Below are 23,449 nucleotides of genomic sequence, written 5' to 3'. Positions count from 1 at the left end.
CTTGTCCTTGAGTGTTTCCGGCAGGCCGATCAGCGGCCGACCGTGCACTCGATCTGGCCGTGGGGCTCGTCGGTGGGCACGAAGACCACATTGTCATTGTCGAGATCGAAGGCCGACAGGTTGATCAGCAGGTAATGCTTGTTCGGGCAGGCGAGCGAGATGTCGATCACTTCCGGCACCTTGGCGAGCACCGCAGACCCCATGCGGTAGAGGCTGTCCTGCACGCTTTCCGAGAAGGTGGTGGCGAACACCTCGATGAGCGTGGAGAGGATGGTCGCATTGGCCGTCTTGTAGTCTTCCGGCGCGCCGCTCCAGCGCCAGCTCGCCTCCATGGCGGTGGCGCAGATGCGGTCCCGCGTCTCCTTCAGGGTGGTGTAGGGGTCGGTGTGGAAATTGTCCCAGGCCGAGCCCGTGGTCTTCATGAAGGTGAAGCCGGAAATGCCCGATGTGATCTCCACCTTGTCGCGGGTGGCGACCACCTTGGCGAAGGGCTTGCCGTTGGAATCCAGCGTGAAGGAATGAGGGTGGGGCGCGCCGTGGAAGGACAGGCGGTCCCACTTGGTCTCGTGGGCGGTGACGGTGGCGCTCTCCACCTGCGGATAGGAGGTGAGCAGCTTGTCGGCGACGGCGGCGCAGAAGGCTTCCGTGTCGAGGTCGAGCTGCTCGCGCGCCACCACGTTGACCACGTTCTTCACGGTGTCCGTGCAGATCATCTTGGAATTGTCCGCCGCCACATAGGAGGCGGCGAAATCCCCGGTGACCAAAGCGAGGACGCTCAGTTCGCGCACGTCGTGACGTGGCCCGTCCTTCTTCACGCGCAGAACGCGCACACGCGCCTTTCCGTAGGTATTGCTCACCAAAGTCATGCTGGAACCCTCTGCTGGTTTTGTGTGTCGTTAAGCGATGTCAGGCCTCCCCGCGCTGATCTTGATCATGCTGCGACCCCGGTCTTCGGCTGCGCCGGGTGGGTTCGCTCAGGCGCCGCGCGGGCTTCGGCCTCAGGTCAACAGGTCGGCCACCGAACGGGCGATCACGCGGGTGGCGAGGGAGAGGTCCGACAGGCGGATCTTCTCGTCGGCGCGGTGGCCGTTCGCCTCCTCGATGGAGCGCGGGCCGGCCCCGTAGAGCACCACGGGGAAACCGCCTTCCGCATAGAGGCGGGCGTCCGTGTAGAGCGGCACGCCCCGGGCCGGGATGTCCTCGCCGATCACCTCGCGGGCATTGGCGCGCAGGATGTCGGCCATGCGCAGGGCCGCGGGATCGGCCACCAGCGGACGGGCGAGGAGCAGGCGGCGGATGGAAATGCGCGCCTGCGGATAGGCGGAGGCGGCGAGCAGGATGGCATCGCGCACCTCTTCCTCCACCTGTTCCGGCATTTCCTCGGGCACGATGCGGCGGTCGAGGCGGAAGGTGACGCGGTCGGGCACCACATTGGTGTTGATGCCGCCGGAGATGAGCCCGACGGTGAGCTGCGGCGAGCCGATGCCCGTCGTCTTCGACACCGTGGCGGCGAGGCCGTCGCGATATTCATAGAGCGCGGAGAGAATGCTGGTGGTGGCTTCCAGGGCGTCGATGCCGGTGAAGGGCAGGGCGGCATGGGCGGAGCGGCCCGCCACCTCCACTTCCAGATGCAGGCAGCCATTGTGGGCCACCACCACCGCATAGGAGAAGCCCGCCGAGATCACGTAGTCCGGCTTGGTCAGCGCCTCGGAAATGAGGAAGCCCGGCCCGATCTCGCCGCCGATCTCCTCGTCATAGGTGAAGTGCAGTTCCACCGTGCCCTTCAGCGGCAGGCCCGATCGCTTCAGCGCATCCAAAGCGAAGGCATAGGTGGCGAAGTCGGACTTGGAGACGGCGGCACCCCGGCCATACATCTCCCCGTTCACGATGGCCGCGCCATAGGGATCCTGCGTCCAGCCCTCCCCGGGGGGCACCACGTCGCCATGGGCGTTGAGCGCCACGGTGGGGCCCTCGCCGAAGCTGTGGCGCACGACGAGGTTGGTTGCGCTCACCATGCCCGCCGCCTTCACGCGGTCCTGCGGCACAATGTGGCGCTCCACCGTGAAGCCGAGGCCCTCCAGCAGGTCCGCGGCCCGTGCGGCAGCGGGGGCGCAGTCGCCGGGGGGATTGTCGGAGGGCACCTTCACCAGTTCCGCGAGGAAGGCGACCTGCTCGGCTTCGCGCGCGGCGATGAGGGTGTCGAGATGGCTGGCCTCGGTGGGGGTCATGAACGGGTTCCTTCGACGTGACGGCAGACAGGGGAGGATATCGCACCCCACGGGCGATGCGGATGTGACGCCGCAAGCGGCGCCGCGCATATGGACGCGGGGGCGTGGCGCGCTACCCTTGCGCGGGAAGCGGGAGAGCGTGCGCCGTGCTTGAGAATATGCGGGCCTTCGTGAGCGCGGTGGAGAGCGAGAGCTTTTCCGAGGCGGGGCGACGGCTGCGCCTGTCCGCCAATGTGGTCAGCCACCGCATCCAGATGCTGGAAAAGCACCTGGGCTGCCGCCTGTTCAACCGCACCACGCGGCGCATGAGCCTGACCGAGCAGGGGCGCGTCTTCTATGAGAACGTCACGGAGGCGCTGCGGCTCATCGAGGCGGCCGAATCCAATGTGAGCGAGCTGGGCGCCATGCCGCGCGGGGCGCTGCGGGTCACGGCGTCGCTGCATCTCGGCCGACGCCTCGTGGCGCCGGTCGCGGCGCGCTACCAGGAGGTGCATCCGCAGATCGACGTGCGCCTGCGCCTCTCCGAGCACACCATCGACCTGATCTCGGAATCCGTGGACCTCGCTTTGCGCATGGGCGCGTTCGAGGATTCCTCCATGATCATGCGCAAGGTGGCGCGCGTGGAGCGCGTCACCTGTGCATCGCCCGCCTATCTGGAGCGGGCGGGGGTGCCGAGGAAGCCGTCCGACCTCTCGCGTCATCAATGCCTGCTCCTCAGGTTCGCGGGGGCGCGGGAATTCCGCTGGTCCCTCACCGATGCGGGCCGCGAGGTGGCCGTGCCGGTGACGGGGCATCTGGAGGCCGACGATGGCGACGTGCTCACCGTCTGGGCCATGGAGGGGCGGGGCCTCGTGGTGAAGCCCCGCTTCGAGGTGGCCGACGCGCTGGCGCAGGGACATCTGGTGCCCGTGATGGAGAACCATGCGCCGACGCCCTTGACCCTCGGCGTGCTCTATCCCGCCCGCCAGCTGGTGCCGCTGAAGGTGAAGGATTTCGCCGACATGCTGCTGGAGGAGGGGCGCCGCTTCCTGGCCGCCGAGCTTGCACGGCTCGGTGAGACGCTGCGTGCCTGACGGCACGACAGGATGCGGCGTCCCTCCCGGGGTCAATGGGCGTCCGCCTGCTTGGCGGCGGCCACGATGTCCTCCATGGATTCGGCCTTCATGCCGTTGAAGAACACGTTCAGCACCACCGCCACGATGGCCGAGAGCAGGATGCCGGATTCCAGGAGCGGGTGAAGCTCATGGGGCAGCTGCCGGAAGAAGTTGGGCGCCACCAGCGGGATCATGCCGAAGCCCACGGAGACGGCCACCACGAACAGATTGTGGCGGTTGGTCTTGAAGTCCACGCTGGTGAGGATGCGCGCACCGGTGGCGGCCACCATGCCGAACATGACGAGGCCCGCCCCTCCCAGCACCACCAGCGGCACCGCCTCCACCAAGGCGGCCATCTTGGGCAGCAGGCCCAGCACCAGCATGATGGCGCCGCCCGCGACCGTCACCCAGCGCGAGCGCACGCCGGTGACGCCCACGAGGCCCACATTCTGGGAGAAGGAGGTGTAGGGGAAGGTGTTGAAGATGCCTCCCACCAGCGTGCCCACGCCGTCTGCCCGCAGGCCCCGGCCGAGCGCGGCCTTGTCCACCGGCTTGCCGGTGATGTCGGAGAGCGCCAGGAACATGCCCAGGCTCTCGATCATCACCACCACCATGACGATGCACATGGTCAGGATGGGGATGAGATGGAATTGCGGCATGCCGAAATGGAACGGCATGATCACGTCGAACCAGGACGCCGCCGCCACCTTCTCGAAGTGCATGAGGCCGAGCACCGCCGCCAGCGCGCCGCCGGCGATGATGCCGAGCAGCACCGCCACGTTGGCGACGAAGCCCGAACCCCATTTGAGAAGGGCGAGGATGACCAGCAGCACGAAGGCCGAGATGCCCAAGCCCTGGAGCTGGCCGTAATTGGGATTGGCCACCTGCACCAGTTCGCCGTTCACGGTCTTGGTGAGCATGGGCAATCCGCCCCCGGCCCAGTTGATCCCGACCCGCATCAGCGAGATGCCGATGACGAGGATGATGGTTCCCGTCACCACCGGCGGGAACAGCGGCAGGAGGCGGCTGATGAAGGGCGCCACGACGATGCCGAAGATGCCCGCCGCGATGACTGCTCCATAGATGCCGAGCAGCCCGATTTCCGGGCTCGCCGCCATGGACAGCATGGGGCCGACCGAGGCGAAGGTGACGCCCATCATCACCGGCAGGCGGATGCCCACGCCCGGAAAGCCCAGGCATTGGACGAGGGTCGCGATCCCGCAGGCGAACAGGTCCGCGCTGATGAGGAAGGCGATATCCTCGGGCGGGAGCTTCAAGGCCCGCCCGATGATGAGAGGCACGGCAACCGCGCCCGCATACATGACAAGAACATGCTGAAGTCCGAGGACGAACAGCTTCGGCGCCGGCAACATTTCGTCAACCGGATGAACGGCCTGAGCCGTGGGAATAGACATGGGGACCCCCTGGAAAAAGGTCTGTGTCGAAGGATGATTTTTGTGAGGATGCGCGGTCTGGCGCCGCTGCTCCCGCCATATGACGGTATTTTTACCGATCTTGAAATATGTCGGAAGATCGAAGGATCTTCCGATTTAATCGGAAAATGAAAAGAGCCGGTTCAGGCTATGCTCCGCACGGGACGTTCGCATGCAGCGGGGAGATTTCGATGGGGCGGCTTTCGACGCATGTTCTGGACGTTGTGACGGGCGGGCCGGCCCTGGGCGTCGAGATCGAGCTGTACCGCCTGGAGGCGGACGGAACGCGCCTGCTGCTCTCGCGCCATGTGACCAATGCGGACGGGCGCACGGACGCACCGCTTCTGTCAGGCGAGAGCTATGTGTCCGGCACCTATGAACTGGTCTTCCATATCGGCCCCTATTTCCTGATCCAGGGTGCGGACCTGCCCGACCCGCCTTTCCTTGACGCGGTGCCGCTGCGCTTCTCCATGGCCGGGGAGGGGCATTATCATGTGCCGCTCCTGTGCTCCCCCTGGTCCTATTCCACCTATCGCGGCTCCTGAATCCATGACGAAGACCCCCTATCCGCGCGACCTTATCGGCTATGGCCGCACGCCGCCCCATCCCCGCTGGCCGGGGGATGCGCGCATCGCCGTGCAGTTCGTCATCAATTACGAGGAGGGGGGCGAGAACTCGGTCCTGCACGGGGACAATGCCTCGGAGGCGTTCCTGTCCGAGATCATCGGCGCGGTGCCCTGGCCGCGCCAGCGCCATATGAACATGGAGAGCATCTACGAATACGGCTCGCGGGTCGGATTCTGGCGGCTGCACCGCATGTTCACGGAGCGCGGCATGCCGGTGACGGTGTTCGCCGTCGCCACCGCCATGGCGCGCAATCCGGACGCCGTGGCCGCCATGACCGAGGCGGGCTGGGAGATTGCCAGCCACGGCCTGAAATGGATCGAGTACAAGGATTTCTCGAAGGAAGACGAGCGCGAGCACATCCGCGAGGCGGTGCGTCTTCATGCCGAGGTGGCGGGCGAACGTCCGCTCGGCTTCTACCAGGGGCGCTCGGCGGAGAACACGACCCCGCTGGTGATGGAGGAGGGCGGCTTCCTCTATTCCGCCGACACCTATGCGGATGAGCTGCCCTATTGGATCCAGGGGGCGCAGGGCCCGTTCCTCATGATGCCCTACACGCTGGACGCCAACGACATGCGGTTCTCCGTGGCGGCGGGCTTTGGCGGGGGGGACGAGTTCTTCACCTATCTGAAGGACAGCTTCGACCTGCTCTATGCCGAGGGCGCCACCGCGCCCCGCATGCTGTCCATCGGCCTGCACAATCGCATCGTGGGCCGGCCGGGGCGCGCGGCGGCGCTGGCGCGTTTCCTCGATTACGTGCAGTCCCACGAGAAGGTATGGGTGGCGCGGCGCGTGGACATTGCCCGCCACTGGATCGCCACGCATCCCCCGCGCGGGGGCTATGTGCCGAGCCGGCTGTCGCGGCCCCTGTTCGTGGAGCGGTTCGGCGGCGTGTTCGAGCATTCGCCCTGGATCGCGGAAGGCGCCCATGATGCGGGCCTGACCTCCGCGCAGGACAGCCCGGACGGGCTGGCCGCCGCCATGGCAGCCGTGCTGCGCGCGGCCCCCGAGGCGCGGCAGATGGCGGTGATCCACGCCCATCCCGACCTTGCCGGAAAGCTTGCCCAGGCGCGCCAGCTCACCCAGGAGAGCGCCGAGGAGCAGGCATCCGCCGGGCTCGATGCCCTCACCGACGCCGAGCGCGCGCGCTTCTCGGAACTGAATGCCGCCTATGTGGCGCGCTTCGGCTTCGTCTTCATCATGGCCATTCGCGGAAGCAGCAAGGCGGACATCCTCGCCGCCTTCGAGCGGCGCCTCGCCAACAGTCCGCAGGCCGAGCGCGCCGAGGCGCTGGCGCAGGTGGAGCGCATCGCGGCGCTCCGGATCGCGCAGATCCTCGCCGCCTGATGCACGGGTTGTCGCAAGAAAGGCAGGTCGCCCCATGAGCCAACCGGACGCTGCGGCCGACCCGCTGGACGGCGCCGTCATCGACGCGCGCCTGCACGCCCTTGCCGCCTTCACGGACGTGCCCGGCCAGATGACGCGGCTTTCTTTGTCCCCGTCCCACAAGGCGGCGGCGGGGCAGGTGGCGGACTGGTTCCGCGCGGCGGGCCTGGAGGGCGTCCATCTGGACGGGACCGGCTCCGTGGTGGGCCGCTACGCGGCCGATCGGGCGGATGCGCCCACGTTGATCCTCGGCTCGCACATCGACACGGTCCGCAATGCCGGCATCTATGACGGCAATCTGGGCGTGCTCGTCGCGCTTGCCGCCGTGGAGGCGCTGAACCGCTCGGGTCGCCGCCTGCCCGTCGCGGTGGAGGTGGTCGCCTTCGCCGACGAGGAGGGCGTGCGCTTTCTCTCCACGCTCAGTTCGTCCCGCGCGCTGGCCGGCACGTTCGATCCGGCGTGCCTCGACGAGCCGGACGCATCGGGCATCACGCGGCGCGCGGCGCTGGAGGCGTTCGGCGCGCCGGTGGAGGCCATTTCCGGCCTCGCCCGCGATCCGGCGCGCACGCTCGGCTATGTGGAAGTGCATATCGAGCAGGGGCCGGTCCTGGAGGAATGCGGCGCGCCGCTGGGTATCGTCACCGGCATTGCCGGGGCCTCCCGCGCCCGTGTGGTGGTGCGGGGGCAGGCGGGCCATTCGGGCACGCTGCCCATGGTCCTGCGGCAGGACGCGCTGACGGCGGCGGCCGAGATGGTGCTGGCCGTGGAGGCGCGGGGCGGGCGCGACGTGGCGCCGGAAAGCCTCGTGGCGACGGTGGGCCTGCTGGAAGTACCGGGGTCGGCGGTGAATGTGGTGCCCGGTGAGGTGCGCTTTTCGCTGGATGTCCGGGCCTCCGATGACGGCGTGCGCAAGGCGGCGGTGACGGATATCTCCGACGCCATCACCGCCATCGCCGCGCGCCGGGGCGTCGCGGCCGAGATCGTCTGGGGGCATGACGCCCCGGCGACGCCCTGTGATCCCGACTTGCGCGCGCGCCTGGAAGCGGCGGCGGCGACGCTCGGCCTGGACGCGCCGTCCCTGGCTTCGGGGGCGGGGCATGATGCCATGGTGTTCCGGGGCATCATGCCCATGGCCATGCTGTTCGTGCGCTCGCGCAACGGCAGCCACAATCCCCGCGAGGCGGCGGAGGCGGCCGATATCGGGCTCGCCGCGCGCACGCTTCATGCCTTCCTGCTGGGGCTCGGGGCGTGAAGCTGTAGCCTTCGGTGCGGGTTCTACGGGTTATGGGTCCGGCCCGCTCGGCATGGGGCCGGAACCGGGGACGCCGTATCCGCCTCGCTGGACTCCGCTCCCGGTTGTGTCACTTTGCCGGAAAGCGCGCCGACCCTCCCGGCGCGGGGCGTGAAGGGACATGCTGCAAGCCGGGTTCGTCATCTCCGTCGCGCTTGCCTATATCGGCTTCCTGTTCGCGGTGGCGAGCTTCGGAGGGCGGGCGCGCAAGAGCGCGCGCGCAGGCGCGCCGCGCCCGCTCATCTATTCCCTGTCGCTGGCCGTCTACTGCACCTCCTGGACCTTCTTCGGCTCGGTGGGCCTTGCCACCACCCAGGGCTTCGACTTCCTCACCATCTATCTCGGCCCGATCCTGGTGATCGGCGCGGCGACGCCGCTGCTCATGCGCATCGTGCAGCTCGCCAAGGCGCACAACATCACCTCCATCGCCGACTTCCTCGCCTCCCGCTACGGCAAGCACCAGGGCATCGCGGCGCTGGTGACGGTGGTCGCCATCGTCGGCTCCATTCCCTACATCTCGCTCCAGCTCAAAGCCGTCTCCTCCTCGCTGCTGGCTGTGATGGGGCATCTGGGCTCGGACCCGCTGCCCGGCTCCATCGGCGCGGACCTCGCCTTGTTCGTGGCCTTCGCCATGGCCGCCTTCGCGGTGCTGTTCGGCACCCGCCACACGGACGCCACCGAGCACCAGGAAGGGCTGATGCTGGCGGTGGCCACCGAATCCATCGTCAAGCTCGTCACCTTCCTGGCGGTGGGCTTCTTCGTCACCTTCCTGCTGTTCGACGGCTTCGGCCCGCTGCTGGAGGCGGCGCAGCAGACCGGCGTCATCGCCCCGTTCGAGCGCGGCGTGTCGTTGGAAAACTGGGTGACCATGACGGTGCTCTCGGCGGGCGCCTTCCTGCTGCTGCCGCGCCAGTTCCATGTGGCGGTCGTGGAGAACCGGGGCGAGGCGGAGATCCGCCGGGCCCGCTGGCTGTTCCCGCTCTATCTGGTGCTCATCAACCTGTTCGTGGTGCCGGTGGCGCTGGCGGGCATGGTGATGTTCCCGCTCCAGACCGTGGACCGCGACGTGTTCGTGCTGGCGGTGCCGCTGGTGGCGGGCGCGGAGCACCTGGCGTTGCTGGCCTTTGTGGGCGGCCTCTCCGCCGCCACCGCCATGGTGATCGTGGAAACGGTGGCGCTCGCCATCATGATCTCCAACGATCTGGTCATGCCCATCATCCTGCGGCGACGGGCGGCGCGGGGCGAGAATTACCAGCGCCCGCACGACATGGCGGGCGTGCTGCTGTTCGTGCGGCGCGCGGCCATCTTCTTCATCCTGTTCCTCACCTATCTCTATTACCGCACCACGGGCGACGTGCAGCTTGCCCAGATCGGCCTGCTCTCCTTCGCCGCCATCGCCCAGGTGGGCCCGGCCTTCGCCGCTGGCCTCATGTGGCGGCGTGCGACGGCGCGGGGCGCCATCACGGGCATATTGGTGGGCATATTGGTGTGGGCCTACACGCTGCTTCTGCCCACTTTGGCCGATGCCGGGCTGGTGCCCGTCCATATCGTGGAGCAGGGGCCGTTCGGCATCGCGCTGCTGCGGCCGGGCCATCTGTTCGGCCTCGCCGCCGGGCAGCTTGCCCATGGCGTCGCCTGGAGCCTGGGGCTCAACACGATTCTGCTGGTGGTGGTGTCGCTGCTGACCCGTCCCTCATCCATCGAGCAGGTGCAGGCGGGGCTGTTCATTCCCGCCACGGCGGTGGCGCCCCGTCCGCCGTTCGGCCGCTGGCGTTCGGCGGTGACGGTGGAGGAGCTGATCACCACCGTCGCCCGCTATCTGGGCGACCAGCGCGCCCGTTCCGCCTTCGCCGCCTTCGCCGCCGACCGGGGCCTGCGGCCGGACCCGCGCCACGAGGCGGATGCGCAGCTTGTGCGCTATGCGGAGCATCTGCTGGCCTCGGCCATCGGGGCAGCCTCCTCGCGCCTCGTCCTGTCCCTGCTGCTGCGCAAGCGCACGGTGTCCACCAAGGCGGCGCTGCGCCTGCTGGACGATGCCTCCGCCGCCATCCTGTACAATCGCGAACTGCTCCAGACCGCCATCGACCATGTGGGGCAGGGCATCGCGGTGTTCGACCGCGAGCTTCACCTCGTGTGCTGGAACCGCCGGTTCGGCGAGATGCTGGACCTGCCGCCGGAATGCTATGCGGTGGGCGTGCCGCTGGAGGAGATCCTGCGCGGAGCCCAGGCCGAGCCGGAGGACGGCCCCGCCGACTTCAACGCCCGCCTCGCCCGCTATGCCAGCGGCGATCCCGGCTGCCAGGAGCGGCTGCGCCACGAGGCCTCCACCATCGAGGCCCGCTCCGATCCCCTGCCGGATGGCGGCATCGTCGTGACCTTCACGGACATTTCGGCCTCTGTGGATGCCGAAATGGCGCTGGAGCGGGCCAACGAGACCCTGGAGCGCCGCGTGCGCGAGCGCACCGACGAACTGGAGCGGCTCAACCAGGCCCTGGAGCGCGCCCGCTCGGCGGCGGATGAGGCCAACATCTCCAAGACGCGCTTCCTGGCGGCGGCGAGCCACGACATTCTCCAGCCGCTCAACGCCGCCCGGCTCTATGTGACGAGCCTCGTGGAGCGGTCCCAGGCCTCCGAGCAGGCGCGGCTCGCCACCAACATCGATTCCTCCCTTGAGGCGGTGGAGGAAATCCTGTCCGCGCTGCTGGACATTTCCCGGCTGGACGGCGGGGTGTTGCGCCCCGAGTTCGCGCCGTTCCGCATCAATGATGTCCTCAAGCAGCTCGAAATGGAGTTTTCCCCCCTGGCGGCGGAAAAGAAGCTGGAGCTGACCTTCGTTCCGTGCGCGCTGGCGGTGCGGTCCGACCGCCGCCTGCTGCGCCGCCTGCTGCAGAACCTCATCTCCAACGCCATCAAATACACCCCGTCCGGCCGGGTCCTGGTGGGTTGCCGGCGGCGGCGGGGCAAGCTGCGGGTGGAGGTTCTGGACACCGGCATGGGCATTCCCCGCTCCAAGCACAAGCTGGTGTTCCAGGAGTTCCAGCGCCTGGACCAGGGCGCCCGGGAGGCGCGGGGGCTCGGCCTCGGCCTGTCCATCGTGGAGCGCATCGCGCGCGTGCTGGAGCACCCCGTCACCATCCGCTCCGCGCTGGGCAAGGGGTCGAGCTTCACCGTGGAGCTTCCCGTCGCCGTGGCCCTGCCCGAGGCCGCCGCCCTGCCGGCGGGCGGGGGCATTCCCTCGGCGCCGCTGGAGGGGCTTGTCATCCTCGCCATCGACAATGAGGCGGCGATCCTCGACGGCATGGAAATGCTGCTCACCGGCTGGGGCTGCCGGGTCATCAAGGCCCAGGATCCGGTCAGCGCCATGCGGGAGGTGCGGGCCTCCAAGCTCAAGCCGGACGTGATCCTCGCCGATTATCACCTGGATGCGGGCCACGGCATCGAGGCGGTGGCGGGCCTGCGCTGGAAACTGGGCGCGCTGCCTGCGGTGCTCATCACGGCGGATCGCACGCGAAAGGTGCGCGATGCCGCCCGTGCCGCGGACATGGAAATTCTCCACAAGCCGCTGAAGCCCGCCGCGCTGCGGGCCCTGCTTGCCCAGCGGCGGCTGTCCCGCCCCGCTGCCGAATAAAAATCCACAGGCGCAGGCGCGGGAGAAGCGTGTCCGCAACGCTTTGTAATTTTCAGAATATCGTTTTTTATCAGTGTCTTGCGATAGAATGTGACGATCTGGTGAGGCCGAATGTGTCCGGCCCCGCTTGAGTCGCGGGATAATCCCGGTTCGTCCCCATACGCGCCAAATAATCGCCCCGATCTGCCGCGAGCCTCCGCGTGTCCGATTTCGGAGCGTTTGCGCTTTCTTCTGTGATTGAGAAGTAAATCGCTCCGGGTGAGGCGTCTGAGTTACGTAAACACTTCATTAACCATATCGGAGACCGACATGACATTCACGATCAATGTTCCGGTGTTTCCGATGCGGAAGGAAATCCAAGCGCGCCGCGACAAGACCTTGGGGTCTGCGGGCGGTAGCCTTCCGCCGCGTCGCCGGTCCCGCGATGCGCAGGGCTATGTGGAACTGGAGCTTCTGCCCCTGGAGCAGTTGGACCGGGTGAAGAGCACCCGCGCCCGCAGCCGCAACGGCTGAGGGCGAGGCCAAGTCAGAGGCCAAGGCCAAGTCAGAGGGGGAGGGGCCTGGGGACAGGCCGCATGGCGCGGCCCCGCGCGATCCGGTAAGGTCCCGCCGGATTGCCGAACGGAGCCGCGATGCCTCAGGATCTCAACGATACGCCGGACACCCATTTCGGCTATCGCACCGTTCCCCTCACCGAGAAGCAGGGGTTGGTGGACGACGTGTTCCACAAGGTGGCCCGTCGCTACGACATCATGAACGACCTCATGTCGGCCGGCATGCACCGGGTGTGGAAGGACGCGCTGGTTTCCAAGGTTCGCCCGCCCCAGACCGATCGCGCCTTCCGGCACCTGGATCTGGCCGGCGGCACCGGCGACGTGGCGTTCCGCGTGGTGCGCGCCGGCGGGCCTGGAACCCGCTCCGTGGTGGCGGACATCAATTTGGAGATGCTGGCGGTGGGGCGCGAGCGGGCGCGCAAGGCGGGCCTGGACGAGCGCGTGGAGTTTGCCGAGGCCAATGCCGAGGACCTGCCCTTCGCCGATTGCAGCTTCGACGTGGCCACAATCGCCTTCGGCATCCGCAACGTGCCGCGCATCCCCCTCGCGCTCAAGGAGATGCGCCGGGTGCTGAAGCCCGGCGGCCGGGTGCTGGTGCTGGAATTCTCCCAGGTTGACCTGCCCTTCCTCGACAAGCTCTACGAGGCCTATTCCTTCAAGGTCATTCCGGAGCTGGGCCGCCGCGTGGCGGGGGATGGGGAGCCCTATCAGTATCTGGTGGAATCCATCCGCCGCTTTCCCGCCCCGGAGGCGTTCGCGCGCCTGATGCGCGAGGCCGGGTTCGGCCGCGTGTCCTTCACGTCCATGACCGGGAACGTGGTGGCGCTGCATTCCGGCTATCGCATCTGACGGCGCCTTGGGCGCGTTTTACGGACGTTTCGCGTGATCCTGCTTGTTGCCGACTTCGCCCGCCTTGTCCGCGCCGGCTATGTGCTGGCCCGCGAGGGGGTGCTCAGCCTCGTGTCTCCCACCGCCGCCCCGCCACCGGCGCGCCCTTTGCTGCGCATCGCCCGGCTGATTGCCCGGCCGGATGCCGGCACACGGGCCGCCCGCCTGTCTGCGGCGCTGGGGCGGCTCGGCCCCTCCTACATCAAGCTCGGCCAGTTCCTCGCCACCCGGCCGGACGTGGTGGGCGCTTCCGTCGCCCGTGACCTGGAGGTGTTGCAGGACCGCATGCCCCCCTTCGGGCAGGAGGTGGCGGAAAAGACCGTGGCGGACACGCTCGACCGGCCGCTCTCCGAGGCCTTCTCCTATTTCGGCCCGGCGGTTGCCGCCGCCTCCATCGCGGAGGTCCATCAGGCCCATGTGCGCGATCCCGAGGGCACGCGGCTCGTCGCCGTGAAGGTGCTGCGGCCCGATATCACCCAGCGTTTCACCTCCGACATGGCGAGCTTCCGCCGCGTCGCCGCCTTTGCCGAGAAGATGTTCCCCGAGGCGCGCCGCCTGCGCCTGGAGGCGGTGGTGGATACGCTGGCGCGCTCCGTCACCATGGAAATGGACCTGCGCCTGGAGGCCGCCGCCTATGCGGAGCTGAAGGAGAACACGCAGGCGGACGTGGAGACTTACGTCCCGAGCGTGGACTGGGACCGTTCCGGCCGCGAAGTGCTGACCACCGAATGGATCGACGGCATCAAGCTGTCTGACCGGGCGGCGCTGGAGGCGGCGGGCCATGACACGAAGGCGCTGGCGCGCATCGTCATGCAGTCCTTCCTGCGCCAAGCCATGCGCGACGGCTTCTTCCACGCGGACATGCACCCGGGCAATCTGTTCGTGGACGCCCAGGGCCGCCTCGTCGTGGTGGATTGCGGCATCATGGGTCGGCTCGGCTTGGCGGAGCGGCGCTTCCTGGCGGAAATCCTCTACGGCTTCATCACCCGCAACTGGCGGCGCACCGCGCAGGTGCATTTCGATGCGGGCTACGTGCCCATGCATCATTCGGTGGAGGACTTCTCCCTCGCCATCCGCGCCATCGGCGAGCCGATCCATTCGCGCAGCGCCGAGCAGATCTCCATGGCCAAGCTCCTCTCGCTTCTGCTGGAGGTGACCGCCCTGTTCGACATGAAGACGCGGCCCGAACTGCTGCTGCTCCAGAAAACCATGGTGGTGGTGGAGGGCGTCGCCCGCTCGCTGGACCCGCAGCTCAATATGTGGACCACGGCGGCGCCCGTGGTGGAGGACTGGATCGCCCGCAATCTCGGCCCGGTGGGCCGCCTGCAGGAGGCGGGGGCGGGCCTGGGCGAAGTCGGGCATTTCGTGTCCGACGTGCCGGGCCTGCTGACGCGCGCGGGCCGGGTGGTGACGCAACTGGACGAGGCGACCCGCGACGGGCTCAAGCTCTCGCCCTCCACCTTGGAGGGAATCGGCCAGGCCGAGGCGCGGCGCGCCTTCTGGGGCAATGCGGCGCTCTGGGTGATCGCCGTGGCCCTGCTGCTGCTGGCCTTGAAGTAGCGGCATCCGGGATCGGAGGCGGGGATGGGCGTTCAGGTGCGCGGTGTCGTCCCGGAGGACGAGGCGGCGTGGCGCGATCTCTGGGCGGGCTATTGCGCCTTCTATGAGACGCAGGTGTCTCCCACTGTCACCGCGCGCACCTTCGCGCGGATGCTGGACCCGGCCGCGCCCATGATCGGCCGGGTGGCGGAACGGGGCGGGCGGGCGGTCGGCTTCTCCATCTCCATCCTTCATGATGGCACCTGGGTGGAAGCGCCCATCTGCTATCTGGAAGACCTGTTCGTGGCCCCGGACTGCCGGGGGCTCGGCATCGGGCGGGCTCTGGTCGAGGATCTTCTCGCGCTCGGCCGCGCGGCGGGCTGGTCGCGTCTCTACTGGCACACGCGGACCGACAATCCGGCGCGCGTGCTCTATGACCTGTTCACTCCCGCGGACGATTTCGTGCGGTATCTCATTCGGTTGTAGGGAAAACGGCGCGCGCTTGGCCGCTGTCCGTTTCCCCCTCCCAACCCTCCCCCGCAAGCGGGAGAGGGCTTTATCCGTTGCGAGGGTTCCTCGCTCCCTCTCCCGCTTGCGGGGGAGGGGTGGGGAGGAGGAAGGGTCTTCCCAGGAACCGGACCCCCCATGCCTTCCCCGTGAAATCCTGCTATCCAACCGGCGACCCGCTGGGAGAGAAGGTCCATGCTTCACGAGAGGCGCATTCTGCTCGTCATCGGCGGTGGCATCGCCGCCTATAAGTGCCTGGACCTCATCCGTCGCCTCAAGGAGCGCGGCGCCACGGTGCGGGTCATCCTCACCGAGGCGGCCAAGCAGTTCGTGACGCCCCTCTCGGTGGGCGCGCTCTCCGGCGAGCGGGTGTTCGGCGACCTGTTCGACCTCACCGCCGAGCACGATATCGGCCATATCCAACTCTCGCGGGAAGCGGATCTCATCGTGGTGGCGCCCGCCACTGCCGATCTCATGGCCAAGGCCGCCAATGGCTTCGCAGACGATCTGGCCTCCACCGCGCTGCTGGCCACCGACAAGCCGGTGCTGATGGCGCCCGCCATGAACCCGCGCATGTGGTCCCACCCCGCCACCCGTCGCAATGCCGCGCGGCTCAAGGAGGATGGGGTCGGGTTCGTCGGTCCCAATTCCGGCGCCATGGCCGAGCGGGGCGAGTTTGGCGAAGGCCGTATGGCCGAGCCCATGGAGATCCTCGCCGCCATCGAGGCCCGCTTCGGCGAGGACATCGCGCTTCTGAAGGGGCGCCGCATCCTCATCACGTCCGGGCCGACCCATGAGCCCATCGATCCCGTCCGCTATATCGCCAACCGCTCGTCCGGCAAGCAGGGCCACGCCATCGCCGCCGCAGCAGCGGCTGCGGGAGCTGAAGTTGTGCTGGTGGCGGGCCCCGTGGACCTGCCCGACCCGCGCGGCGTGAAGGTCCTGCATGTGGAAAGCGCCCGCGAGATGCTGGCGGCCGTGGAGGAGAACCTTCCGGTGGACGCGGCCGTGTTCGCCGCCGCCGTGGCCGACTGGCGGGTGGCGAGCGAGGCGGACCAGAAAATCAAGAAACAGGCCGGGCAAAGCGTGCCGGCACTCGCCTTGGTGGAAAATCCGGACATCCTCGCCCTGGTCTCGCGCCATTCCACCTTGCGCCCGCGCCTCGTGGTGGGGTTCGCGGCGGAAACGCAGAATGTGGTGCCCAATGCCCGCGCCAAGCGCGCGCGCAAGGGCTGCGACTGGATCGTCGCCAACGATGTCTCCCCCGCCACGGGCGTGATGGGGGGCGATGTGAACACCGTGCATCTCGTGAGCGAGGACGGGGTGGAGGATTGGCCCTCCGCCACCAAGACCGAGGTGGCGCGTCGCCTCGTGGCGCGCATCGCCGGGGATCTGGCGGGCAAGGGTGGAGGAGCGTGACGATGGCGAGTGATCTGCCCGTGGCCGTGGAGCGTTTGCCCCACGGCGCCGATTTGCCCTTGCCCGCTTATGCCACCGCGGCGGCGGCGGGGCTGGACCTGATGGCCGCCGTGCCCGCCGATGCGCCGCTGGTGCTGGCGCCGGGCGCGTGGGCGGCGGTGCCCACCGGCCTCGCTCTGGCATTGCCCGAGGGCTATGAGGGCCAGGTGCGGCCTCGCTCGGGATTGGCGTTGAAGTCCGGCGTCACGGTTCTGAATGCGCCGGGAACGGTGGATGCGGACTATCGCGGCGAGGTGAAGGTGATCCTCGTCAACCATGGCGCGGCCCCCTTCGAGATCAGCCGGGGCATGCGCGTGGCCCAATTGGTGGTGGCCCCCGTCACGCGAATAAAGCTGGTGGAAAACGGAAAATTGGGAGAAACTGCACGCGGCGTCGGTGGATTTGGTTCCACGGGTCTGCACGGCGCGGCCAATCCAGAATAGTCACAGACATATGCCGCGTTTATCGGACAAAAGCCTTCTCGCCATTGCCGCCGTCGTCGATGTGGCCGTCCATGCCCGGGGTACACCGGTGGCGGCCAAGGCGCTGGCGGCCCGCCACAATCTTCCGCCCCGCCGGCTGGAGCCGGTGCTCCAGGCCCTGGTGCATGCGGGCGTGCTGAAGGGGGTGCGGGGACCGCGCGGCGGCTATGAGCTTGCGCGCGAGCGCCGCCGTGTGACGGTGGCGGAGATCGTCCGCGTGGTGGAAGGCGCCGACGAGGAAGCGGACATCATCCTGCCGCCGCTGGTGGCGGAAGTGGTCCGCCCGGCCGTGGCCGCCGCCGAGGAGACTTTCGACCGCGCTCTCGACACCGTGACCCTGGAAGACCTGTGCCGCGCGGCGGACACAAGGGGGCACGGTCTGGAACACGACCGGATCGACTTCACCATCTGACGGGCGCGACGACGCCCGATCCCCAGAACCATAAGGGAGCGCCCACCATGGCGGACACCGAGAACAAGCCCGGCCGGGGCCGGATCTATGAGTCCATCACCGAAACCATCGGCGATACCCCCCTGGTGCGCCTTCAGCGCCTGCCGCAGTTGCGCGATTCCAAGGCCACCATCCTGGCCAAGCTCGAATTCTTCAATCCCATCGCCAGCGTGAAGGACCGCATCGGCGTCGCCATGGTGGAAGCCATGGAAGAGGCGGGCGTGCTGCACCCGGACACGGTTCTGGTGGAGCCCACCTCCGGCAATACCGGCATCGCGCTGGCTTTCGTGGCGGCGGCGCGCGGCCTGCGCCTCATCCTCGTCATGCCGGAATCCATGTCGGTGGAGCGCCGCAAGATGCTGGCGCTGCTGGGCGCGGAGCTGATGCTCACCCCCGCCGCCCTCGGCATGAAGGGCGCCGTCGCCCGCGCCGAGGAATTGCTGCGTGAGCTGCCCCGGGCGGTCATGCCGCAGCAGTTCAAGAACAAGGCGAACCCCGCAATTCACCGCCGCACCACGGCGGAGGAGATCTGGAACGACACGAAGGGCGCGGTGGACGTGGTGGTCGCCGGCGTCGGCACGGGCGGCACCATCACCGGCATCGGCCAGGTGCTGAAGCCGCGCAAGCCCGGCCTGTGGATGGTGGCGGTGGAGCCGGAGGACAGCTCGGTCCTGTCCGGCGGCGCGCCCGGCCCGCACAAGATCCAGGGCATCGGCGCCGGCTTCGTGCCGGAGGTGCTCGACCGCTCGATCCTCGACGAGGTGATGCAGGTGGGCAACCAGACCGCCTTCGACACCGCCCGCGCCATGGCGCGCTATGAGGGCATTCCCGGCGGCATCTCCTCGGGCGCGGCGGTGGCTGCGGCGCTGGAGATCGGCGCGCGCAGCGAGATGGCGGGCAAGACCATCGTGGTCATCGTGCCCTCCTTCGCCGAGCGCTATCTCTCCACGGCCCTGTTCGAGGGGCTCTGAGCGGTCGCTTCCCGCTGGCGTGCCGGGTTCGCCCGGCACGCGCGTCGGATTTGATTCAATCCGGCATATTGAGGCACTAAAGTCACAATGATTCGGGCGGCGTCCGGGCAATCGCGGCGGGCGGCGCTTCATGGGGCAGGGATTCGACCATATGGGCGCGCGCAAGGCGGACCGGAACCGGAGCACCGCCCGGCTTCGCACCGCCGGTGCCGCCGTGGCCCTGCTGGCCGGCAGCTCGGCCGCCGAAGCCTTTCCGTTCGGCAATCTCCGCGTGGAAGAGGGCCTTCTGGGCGCGCTCGCGCTCGGCGCCTGCGCCGCCGCCCTCACCCTCGTGGGTCTGTATTCGGTCAAGGGCCGCGCCGCCCGCAAGACGGAAGCGGAGACACTGCGTGCCCTGGCCGGTGCCCGCGCCGAGCTTTACGGCTTGCGCACCCTCGCCGCGGGCGAGGCCGAGGGCGGCATTCTCTGGACATCGACGGACGCGCCCCATCCGTTCGGCTCGGCCCTTGCCGCTCCGCTGGGTGAGGACGGCGTGCCCGATCTGTCCACATGGCTCGGCCCGGACGCGACCGCCGCCCTCGCAGCGCCGTTGGCGCGCCTGAAGGAGACGGGCGAGGGCTTTCATATGGATTTGTCCGCCTCCGGCGGCGACCGGCTGACGCTGGACGGGCGTGCGGCGGGAGACTGTCGCCTCCTGAGCGTGCGGCGCGTCCGCTCCGCCGCGGGCGATGGCGCCCTTGCCGCCCCGGCGGCGGTGGGGCTCCTGGCGGCGCTGCCCCAGGCCGCCTGGGCGCGCGACGATGCCGGCATGCTGACGGGCGCCAATCCCGCCTTCGCGGCGGCGGTGGGCGCGACCTCTCCCGCCGAGGTAGTGGAGCGGCGCATCGAGCTTCTGGACGAGGCGACCCGCGAGGCCGCCGCCCGTGCGCGCGGGGAAGGGGGCGTCTTCCGCGCCCGGGCCCGCGTGGTGGCGGGCGGTCAGCGCCGGGTGCTGGACGTGTTCGAGGCCGGCGGGGCGGGCCTTGCCCTGGACGTGACCGAGGAAGAGGCGCTGCGCCGGGAGATCGAGCGCACCGTCTCCGCCCACCGGCGCACGCTGGACCAGTTGGCGACGGCGGTGGTGATGTTCGGCGCCGACGAGCGCCTCATGTTCCACAATGCCGCCTATGAGACCCTGTTCGGCCTCGACGTGGCCTTCCTGGACGCCCGGCCCACCGAAAGCGAGATCCTGGAATGGCTGCGCACCCAGCGCCGGGTGCCCGAGCAGGCGGATTTCCGGGCCTGGCGCGAGCATCTGCGCGAGGCCTACCGGGCGGTGGAGCCGGTGCATGACTGGTGGCACCTGCCCGGCGGGCAGATGCTGCGCACGGTGGCGACCCCCAATGCCGAGGGCGGCGTCACCTATCTGTTCGAGGATGTGTCCGAGCATGTGGCGCTGGAGAGCCGCTATAACAGCCTCATCCGCATCCAGGGCGAGACCCTGGACGGGCTGGCGGAAGCGGTGGCGGTGTTCGGCTCGGACGGGCGCCTGCGCCTCTATAACCAGGCCTTCCTCGCCTTGTGGTCGCTGACCGCGCAGGCGCTGGGCGACAAGCCGCATATCGACGCGGTTGCCGCCATGTGCCGCCCCCTGCATGGGGAGACCCGCGCCTGGGCCCGCATCCGCGCCGTTGTCACCGCCATCGAGCACCGGCGCGGCGAGACGCTGCGGCTGGAGCGGGCGGACGGGCGCGTTCTGGACGGGGCCGCCCAGCCCTTGCCCGACGGGGGCACCATGGTGACCTTCCGCGACGTGACCGACAGCGTGAAGGTGGAGCGCGCCCTCATCGAGCGCAACGAGGCGCTGGAGGCGGCGGACGCGCTGAAGAACGCCTTTGTCGGCCATGTCTCCTATCACCTGCGCACGCCGCTCAACTCGCTCATCGGCTATGCCCACATGCTGGGAGAACCGGCCTTCGGCGTCCTCACGCAGAAGCAGGACGAGTTCCTCTCCCATGTGCGCCAGTCCTCCGACACGCTGCGCGCGCTCATCGACGACATTCTGGACCTCGCCACCATCGATGCGGGCGCCATGGGGCTGGACCTGGGCGAACTGGACGTGCGCGAGACGCTGGAGGGCGTGGCGGACGCGGTGCGCGACCTGCTTCAGGAAGCGGGCGTCGCCCTGGTGATCGCCTCGCCCCCCGACATGGGCCGCTTCGTCGCCGATGCCAGGCGGGTGCGCCAGATCCTGTTCAACCTCATCTCCAACGCCGTGGCGGTTTCGCCCAAGGGCAGCACGGTCACCATCGGCGCCGAGCGGCGCGCGGAGATCGTGGTCCTCACGGTGCGCGACCAGGGGCCGGGCGTCGCCCCGGAGATCGCCGAGACGCTGTTCCAGCGCTTCGAGGCGCGCCCCGCCGGCCGGGCGCGCCCCGGGGTCGGGCTCGGCCTGTCCATCGTGCGCTCCTTCATGGAACTTCACGGCGGCTCGGTGACCCTGGCCTCCACGCCGGGCGGCGGCGCCATCGCGGTGTGCATCTTTCCCCCTGAGGCGCCCTTGCGCCGGGAGGCGGCGGAATGAGTCTCGGCCTTTCCCCCCATCCCGATCATCCCGGCGTGTACGAGCTGGCGCTGACGGACCTTGCCGCAACCCGTCTTCTGGCCGGCGCGCTGACGCCCTGGCTGGCATCGGGCGACGTGATCGCGCTCTCCGGTGACCTCGGCGCGGGGAAGACGGAGTTCGCCCGCGCCCTCATCCGCGCCTTGGCCTGCGACGAGGCGGCCGAGGTGCCGAGCCCCACCTTTTCGCTTCTCCTGCCCTATGACCTGCCGCGCGGGCGGGTGGTGCATGCGGACCTCTACCGGGTGGAAGACCCGGAGGAGCTGGAGGAGATCGGCTGGGACGAGGCCATCGAGGACGCCATTCTTGTGGTGGAATGGCCCGAGCGGGCGCCCGAGCAGCTTCCCGAGACGCGGCTCGACATCATCCTGGAACTGGCGCCCGAGATCGGCCCCGGCGCGCGCCGGGCCTATCTGGTGGGGCGCGGCGGCTTCACCGAGCGCCTGGAGCGGTTTTACGCGGCCGAGCAACTGATCGTGGCCAGCGGCTTCGGCGCCGCCGAGCGGCTGTACATGCAGGGGGATGCCTCCAGCCGCTCCTATGCCCGCCTTGTCCTGCCGGAGCGTTCGGCGGTGCTCATGAACGCGCCGCGCCGCCCGGACGGCCCGCCCGTGAAGCGCGGCCTGCCCTATAGCCGCCTCGCCCATCTGGCCGAGGATGTGCGCGCCTTCGTGGCGGTGGGGGAGGGGCTGCGCGCCCAGGGCTTCTCCGCGCCGGACATCTATGCCTCCGATCTCGACCGGGGTCTCCTGATCCTGGAGGATTTCGGCGGGGAGGGCGTCATCGAAGGGTCACCACCCGAGCCTATCAGGGCGCGCTACGAGGCGTCGGTCGAGGTGCTTGCGGCGCTTCATGCCCGCCGCCTGCCAAGCCTCCTTCCCGTCGCCCCCGGCATCGACCATGAACTGCCCGCCTATGACATGGACGCTCTCCTCATCGAGGTGGAGCTGATGCTCGACTGGTACCTGCCGTTCCGCCAGGTCGCCATCGACCAGGTGGTGCGGGAAGAGTTCCTGCTTTTGTGGCGCAACGCGCTGGGTCCGCTCCAGGGCGAGCCGCAGACCTGGGTGCTGCGCGACTATCACTCCCCCAACCTCATCTGGCTGGAGGGGCGCGAGGGCCTCTCGCGGGTGGGGCTCATCGATTATCAGGACGCGGTCATGGGCCCGGCGGCCTATGACGTCGCCTCGCTGGCGCAGGATGCCCGGCTCGACATCCCCGAGAGCCTCGAACTGCATCTGGTGGGCCAGTATGTGCGCCACCGGCGCGGCGCGGACCCCACCTTCGATGCGCGCGGCTTCGCCCATCTCTACGCGCTCATGGGCGCCCAGCGCGCCACCAAGATCCTCGGCATCTTCGCCCGCCTGAACCAGCGGGACGGAAAGCCCCATTATCTGCGCCACCTCCCGCGCATCCGCCGCTACCTCACCCGCTGCCTCGGGCATCCGGAGCTGGGATCGCTGCGCATGTGGTATGAGGCGGTCCTGCCAGCGAAGGACTTCCAGTCGTGAGCATCCAGAAGGCCATGGTGCTGTCCGCGGGCCTCGGAACCCGCATGCGCCCCCTGACCGACACACGGCCCAAGCCCCTGGTGGAGGTGGAGGGCCGCGCGCTCATCGACCATGTGCTGGACCGCCTCGGCGAGGCCGGCGTCACGGACGCGGTGGTCAATGTCCATCACCATGCCGACCTGCTGGAGGGGCATGCGCGCGCCCGCACGGGAGCGCCGCGCATCCATCTCTCCGACGAGCGCGCCCGCCTGCTGGAGACCGGCGGGGGCACCCGCAAGGCGCTGCCGCTGCTGGGCGATGGGCCGTTTGTCGCCATCAATTCGGACACCATCTGGATCGAGGGCTACCGGCACAATCTCACGCGGCTGATGGAGCGTTTCGACCCCGCCACCATGGATTGCCTGCTGCTGGTGGCCGCCACCGCCTTGTCGGTGGGCTATGACGGCACCGGGGATTTCCTCATGGACGGCGACGGGCGCCTCTCGCGGCGCCCGGAGCGGCTGGTCTCGCCCTTCGTCTATGCGGGCGCGGGCATCTTCTCGCCCGAACTGTTCAACGACACGCCGGAGGGACCCTTCTCCCTCAATCTCATCTTCGACCGCGCCGCCGAGGCGGGGCGGCTCTATGGCCTGCGCCTCGAAGGCGTGTGGATGCACGTGGGCACGCCGGACGCGATCCATGACGCGGAGACGGCCATCCGCCAGTCCAGCGACTGACGGTCCGGCCGGGAGGGTGGACGCATGAGCCAGGCCATCCTCCCTTATGATGCATTCGGAGCCTGCGCTCCGTGCCGGAGGAGGCC

General features: G+C 68.9%; 19 protein-coding genes. 16 read left to right on the top strand and 3 right to left on the bottom strand.

Features of this window, described 5'->3' with window-relative positions; genetic code table 11:
- Nucleotides 1-29 precede the first annotated feature (29 nt).
- Nucleotides 30-866, bottom strand: coding sequence for a factor-independent urate hydroxylase (gene pucL, locus EJJ38_RS14485; protein WP_127090834.1), 837 nt, complete (start codon nt 864-866; stop codon nt 30-32).
- Nucleotides 867-998: 132 nt separating this feature from the next.
- Nucleotides 999-2,228 carry an ArgE/DapE family deacylase gene (locus tag EJJ38_RS14480; protein WP_127090833.1) on the bottom strand — a complete coding sequence of 410 codons (1,230 nt, stop codon included), beginning with the start codon at nt 2,226-2,228 and terminating at the stop codon, nt 999-1,001.
- Nucleotides 2,229-2,374: 146 nt separating this feature from the next.
- Here EJJ38_RS14480 and EJJ38_RS14475 point away from each other — a divergent pair, with 146 nt between their 5' ends.
- The gene (locus EJJ38_RS14475) at nt 2,375-3,301 is read left to right on the top strand and encodes a LysR family transcriptional regulator (protein ID WP_245454256.1); all 927 of its coding nucleotides are present in this window, start codon (nt 2,375-2,377) and stop codon (nt 3,299-3,301) included.
- 32 nt (nt 3,302-3,333) lie between these two features.
- Here the strand turns inward: EJJ38_RS14475 and EJJ38_RS14470 are convergent, their stop codons facing one another.
- Nucleotides 3,334-4,737 carry a nucleobase:cation symporter-2 family protein gene (locus tag EJJ38_RS14470; protein WP_127090832.1) on the bottom strand — a complete coding sequence of 468 codons (1,404 nt, stop codon included), beginning with the start codon at nt 4,735-4,737 and terminating at the stop codon, nt 3,334-3,336.
- 209 nt (nt 4,738-4,946) lie between these two features.
- Here EJJ38_RS14470 and uraH point away from each other — a divergent pair, with 209 nt between their 5' ends.
- From uraH to EJJ38_RS14395, 15 genes are all read left to right on the top strand, one after another.
- Nucleotides 4,947-5,300: a hydroxyisourate hydrolase gene (gene uraH / locus EJJ38_RS14465; protein ID WP_127090831.1), complete on the top strand. Its 354-nt coding sequence runs from the start codon at nt 4,947-4,949 to the stop codon at nt 5,298-5,300.
- A gap of 4 nt (nt 5,301-5,304) precedes the next feature.
- On the top strand, nt 5,305-6,726 hold the full coding sequence (gene puuE, locus EJJ38_RS14460) for an allantoinase PuuE (RefSeq protein ID WP_127090830.1): 1,422 nt from the start codon (nt 5,305-5,307) through the stop codon (nt 6,724-6,726).
- Nucleotides 6,727-6,760: 34 nt separating this feature from the next.
- Nucleotides 6,761-8,017 (top strand): M20 family metallo-hydrolase, encoded by a 1,257-nt coding sequence (locus EJJ38_RS14455; RefSeq protein ID WP_127090829.1) that lies wholly within the window; start codon nt 6,761-6,763, stop codon nt 8,015-8,017.
- A 160-nt stretch (nt 8,018-8,177) separates the two neighbouring features.
- Complete coding sequence (locus EJJ38_RS14450; RefSeq protein WP_127090828.1) at nt 8,178-11,684, top strand: PAS domain-containing hybrid sensor histidine kinase/response regulator; 3,507 nt, start codon at nt 8,178-8,180, stop codon at nt 11,682-11,684.
- A gap of 309 nt (nt 11,685-11,993) precedes the next feature.
- Nucleotides 11,994-12,197, top strand: a complete 204-nt coding sequence (locus tag EJJ38_RS14445) for a hypothetical protein (protein WP_127090827.1) — start codon at nt 11,994-11,996, stop codon at nt 12,195-12,197.
- Between the two features lie 119 nt (nt 12,198-12,316).
- Nucleotides 12,317-13,087 (top strand): bifunctional demethylmenaquinone methyltransferase/2-methoxy-6-polyprenyl-1,4-benzoquinol methylase UbiE, encoded by a 771-nt coding sequence (ubiE, locus tag EJJ38_RS14440; RefSeq protein ID WP_127090826.1) that lies wholly within the window; start codon nt 12,317-12,319, stop codon nt 13,085-13,087.
- Between the two features lie 33 nt (nt 13,088-13,120).
- Nucleotides 13,121-14,686, top strand: coding sequence for a 2-polyprenylphenol 6-hydroxylase (gene ubiB / locus EJJ38_RS14435; protein WP_127090825.1), 1,566 nt, complete (start codon nt 13,121-13,123; stop codon nt 14,684-14,686).
- 24 nt (nt 14,687-14,710) lie between these two features.
- Entirely contained in the window at nt 14,711-15,151 is a 441-nt protein-coding gene (locus EJJ38_RS14430; protein WP_127090824.1) for a GNAT family N-acetyltransferase, read from the top strand.
- 216 nt (nt 15,152-15,367) lie between these two features.
- The gene (gene coaBC / locus EJJ38_RS14425; protein ID WP_127090823.1) at nt 15,368-16,591 is read left to right on the top strand and encodes a bifunctional phosphopantothenoylcysteine decarboxylase/phosphopantothenate--cysteine ligase CoaBC; all 1,224 of its coding nucleotides are present in this window, start codon (nt 15,368-15,370) and stop codon (nt 16,589-16,591) included.
- A 2-nt stretch (nt 16,592-16,593) separates the two neighbouring features.
- Nucleotides 16,594-17,073 (top strand): dUTP diphosphatase, encoded by a 480-nt coding sequence (gene dut / locus EJJ38_RS14420; protein ID WP_127090822.1) that lies wholly within the window; start codon nt 16,594-16,596, stop codon nt 17,071-17,073.
- Nucleotides 17,074-17,083: 10 nt separating this feature from the next.
- Complete coding sequence (locus EJJ38_RS14415; RefSeq protein WP_127090821.1) at nt 17,084-17,524, top strand: RrF2 family transcriptional regulator; 441 nt, start codon at nt 17,084-17,086, stop codon at nt 17,522-17,524.
- Between the two features lie 47 nt (nt 17,525-17,571).
- The gene (cysK, locus tag EJJ38_RS14410) at nt 17,572-18,534 is read left to right on the top strand and encodes a cysteine synthase A (protein ID WP_127090820.1); all 963 of its coding nucleotides are present in this window, start codon (nt 17,572-17,574) and stop codon (nt 18,532-18,534) included.
- Nucleotides 18,535-18,664: 130 nt separating this feature from the next.
- The gene (locus EJJ38_RS14405; protein WP_127090819.1) at nt 18,665-21,097 is read left to right on the top strand and encodes a sensor histidine kinase; all 2,433 of its coding nucleotides are present in this window, start codon (nt 18,665-18,667) and stop codon (nt 21,095-21,097) included.
- Complete coding sequence (gene tsaE / locus EJJ38_RS14400; protein WP_127090818.1) at nt 21,094-22,647, top strand: tRNA (adenosine(37)-N6)-threonylcarbamoyltransferase complex ATPase subunit type 1 TsaE; 1,554 nt, start codon at nt 21,094-21,096, stop codon at nt 22,645-22,647. The genes EJJ38_RS14405 and tsaE overlap by 4 nt, the downstream gene beginning before the upstream one ends.
- 14 nt (nt 22,648-22,661) lie before the next feature.
- Nucleotides 22,662-23,363: a nucleotidyltransferase family protein gene (locus EJJ38_RS14395; RefSeq protein WP_127091086.1), complete on the top strand. Its 702-nt coding sequence runs from the start codon at nt 22,662-22,664 to the stop codon at nt 23,361-23,363.
- Nucleotides 23,364-23,449: the final 86 nt, after the last annotated feature.

Source organism: Aquabacter cavernae, from assembly GCF_003993795.1.
GTDB lineage: Bacteria > Pseudomonadota > Alphaproteobacteria > Rhizobiales > Xanthobacteraceae > Aquabacter > Aquabacter cavernae.
The sequence above is the reverse complement of the archived record's forward strand: the minus strand, read 5'-3'. Positions and strand labels throughout refer to the sequence as shown.

Coding starts and splice junctions, on each gene's coding strand:
- cysK (WP_127090820.1), top strand. CDS start 17,572: ATGGCGGACACCGAGAACAAGCCCGGCCGGGGCCGGATCTATGAGTCC.
- EJJ38_RS14450 (WP_127090828.1), top strand. CDS start 8,178: ATGCTGCAAGCCGGGTTCGTCATCTCCGTCGCGCTTGCCTATATCGGC.
- EJJ38_RS14455 (WP_127090829.1), top strand. CDS start 6,761: ATGAGCCAACCGGACGCTGCGGCCGACCCGCTGGACGGCGCCGTCATC.
- EJJ38_RS14395 (WP_127091086.1), top strand. CDS start 22,662: ATGGTGCTGTCCGCGGGCCTCGGAACCCGCATGCGCCCCCTGACCGAC.
- ubiE (WP_127090826.1), top strand. CDS start 12,317: ATGCCTCAGGATCTCAACGATACGCCGGACACCCATTTCGGCTATCGC.
- tsaE (WP_127090818.1), top strand. CDS start 21,094: ATGAGTCTCGGCCTTTCCCCCCATCCCGATCATCCCGGCGTGTACGAG.
- coaBC (WP_127090823.1), top strand. CDS start 15,368: ATGCTTCACGAGAGGCGCATTCTGCTCGTCATCGGCGGTGGCATCGCC.
- EJJ38_RS14445 (WP_127090827.1), top strand. CDS start 11,994: ATGACATTCACGATCAATGTTCCGGTGTTTCCGATGCGGAAGGAAATC.
- EJJ38_RS14415 (WP_127090821.1), top strand. CDS start 17,084: ATGCCGCGTTTATCGGACAAAAGCCTTCTCGCCATTGCCGCCGTCGTC.
- EJJ38_RS14470 (WP_127090832.1), bottom strand. CDS start 4,737: ATGTCTATTCCCACGGCTCAGGCCGTTCATCCGGTTGACGAAATGTTG.
- puuE (WP_127090830.1), top strand. CDS start 5,305: ATGACGAAGACCCCCTATCCGCGCGACCTTATCGGCTATGGCCGCACG.
- uraH (WP_127090831.1), top strand. CDS start 4,947: ATGGGGCGGCTTTCGACGCATGTTCTGGACGTTGTGACGGGCGGGCCG.
- dut (WP_127090822.1), top strand. CDS start 16,594: ATGGCGAGTGATCTGCCCGTGGCCGTGGAGCGTTTGCCCCACGGCGCC.
- EJJ38_RS14405 (WP_127090819.1), top strand. CDS start 18,665: ATGGGGCAGGGATTCGACCATATGGGCGCGCGCAAGGCGGACCGGAAC.
- EJJ38_RS14480 (WP_127090833.1), bottom strand. CDS start 2,228: ATGACCCCCACCGAGGCCAGCCATCTCGACACCCTCATCGCCGCGCGC.
- pucL (WP_127090834.1), bottom strand. CDS start 866: ATGACTTTGGTGAGCAATACCTACGGAAAGGCGCGTGTGCGCGTTCTG.
- EJJ38_RS14430 (WP_127090824.1), top strand. CDS start 14,711: ATGGGCGTTCAGGTGCGCGGTGTCGTCCCGGAGGACGAGGCGGCGTGG.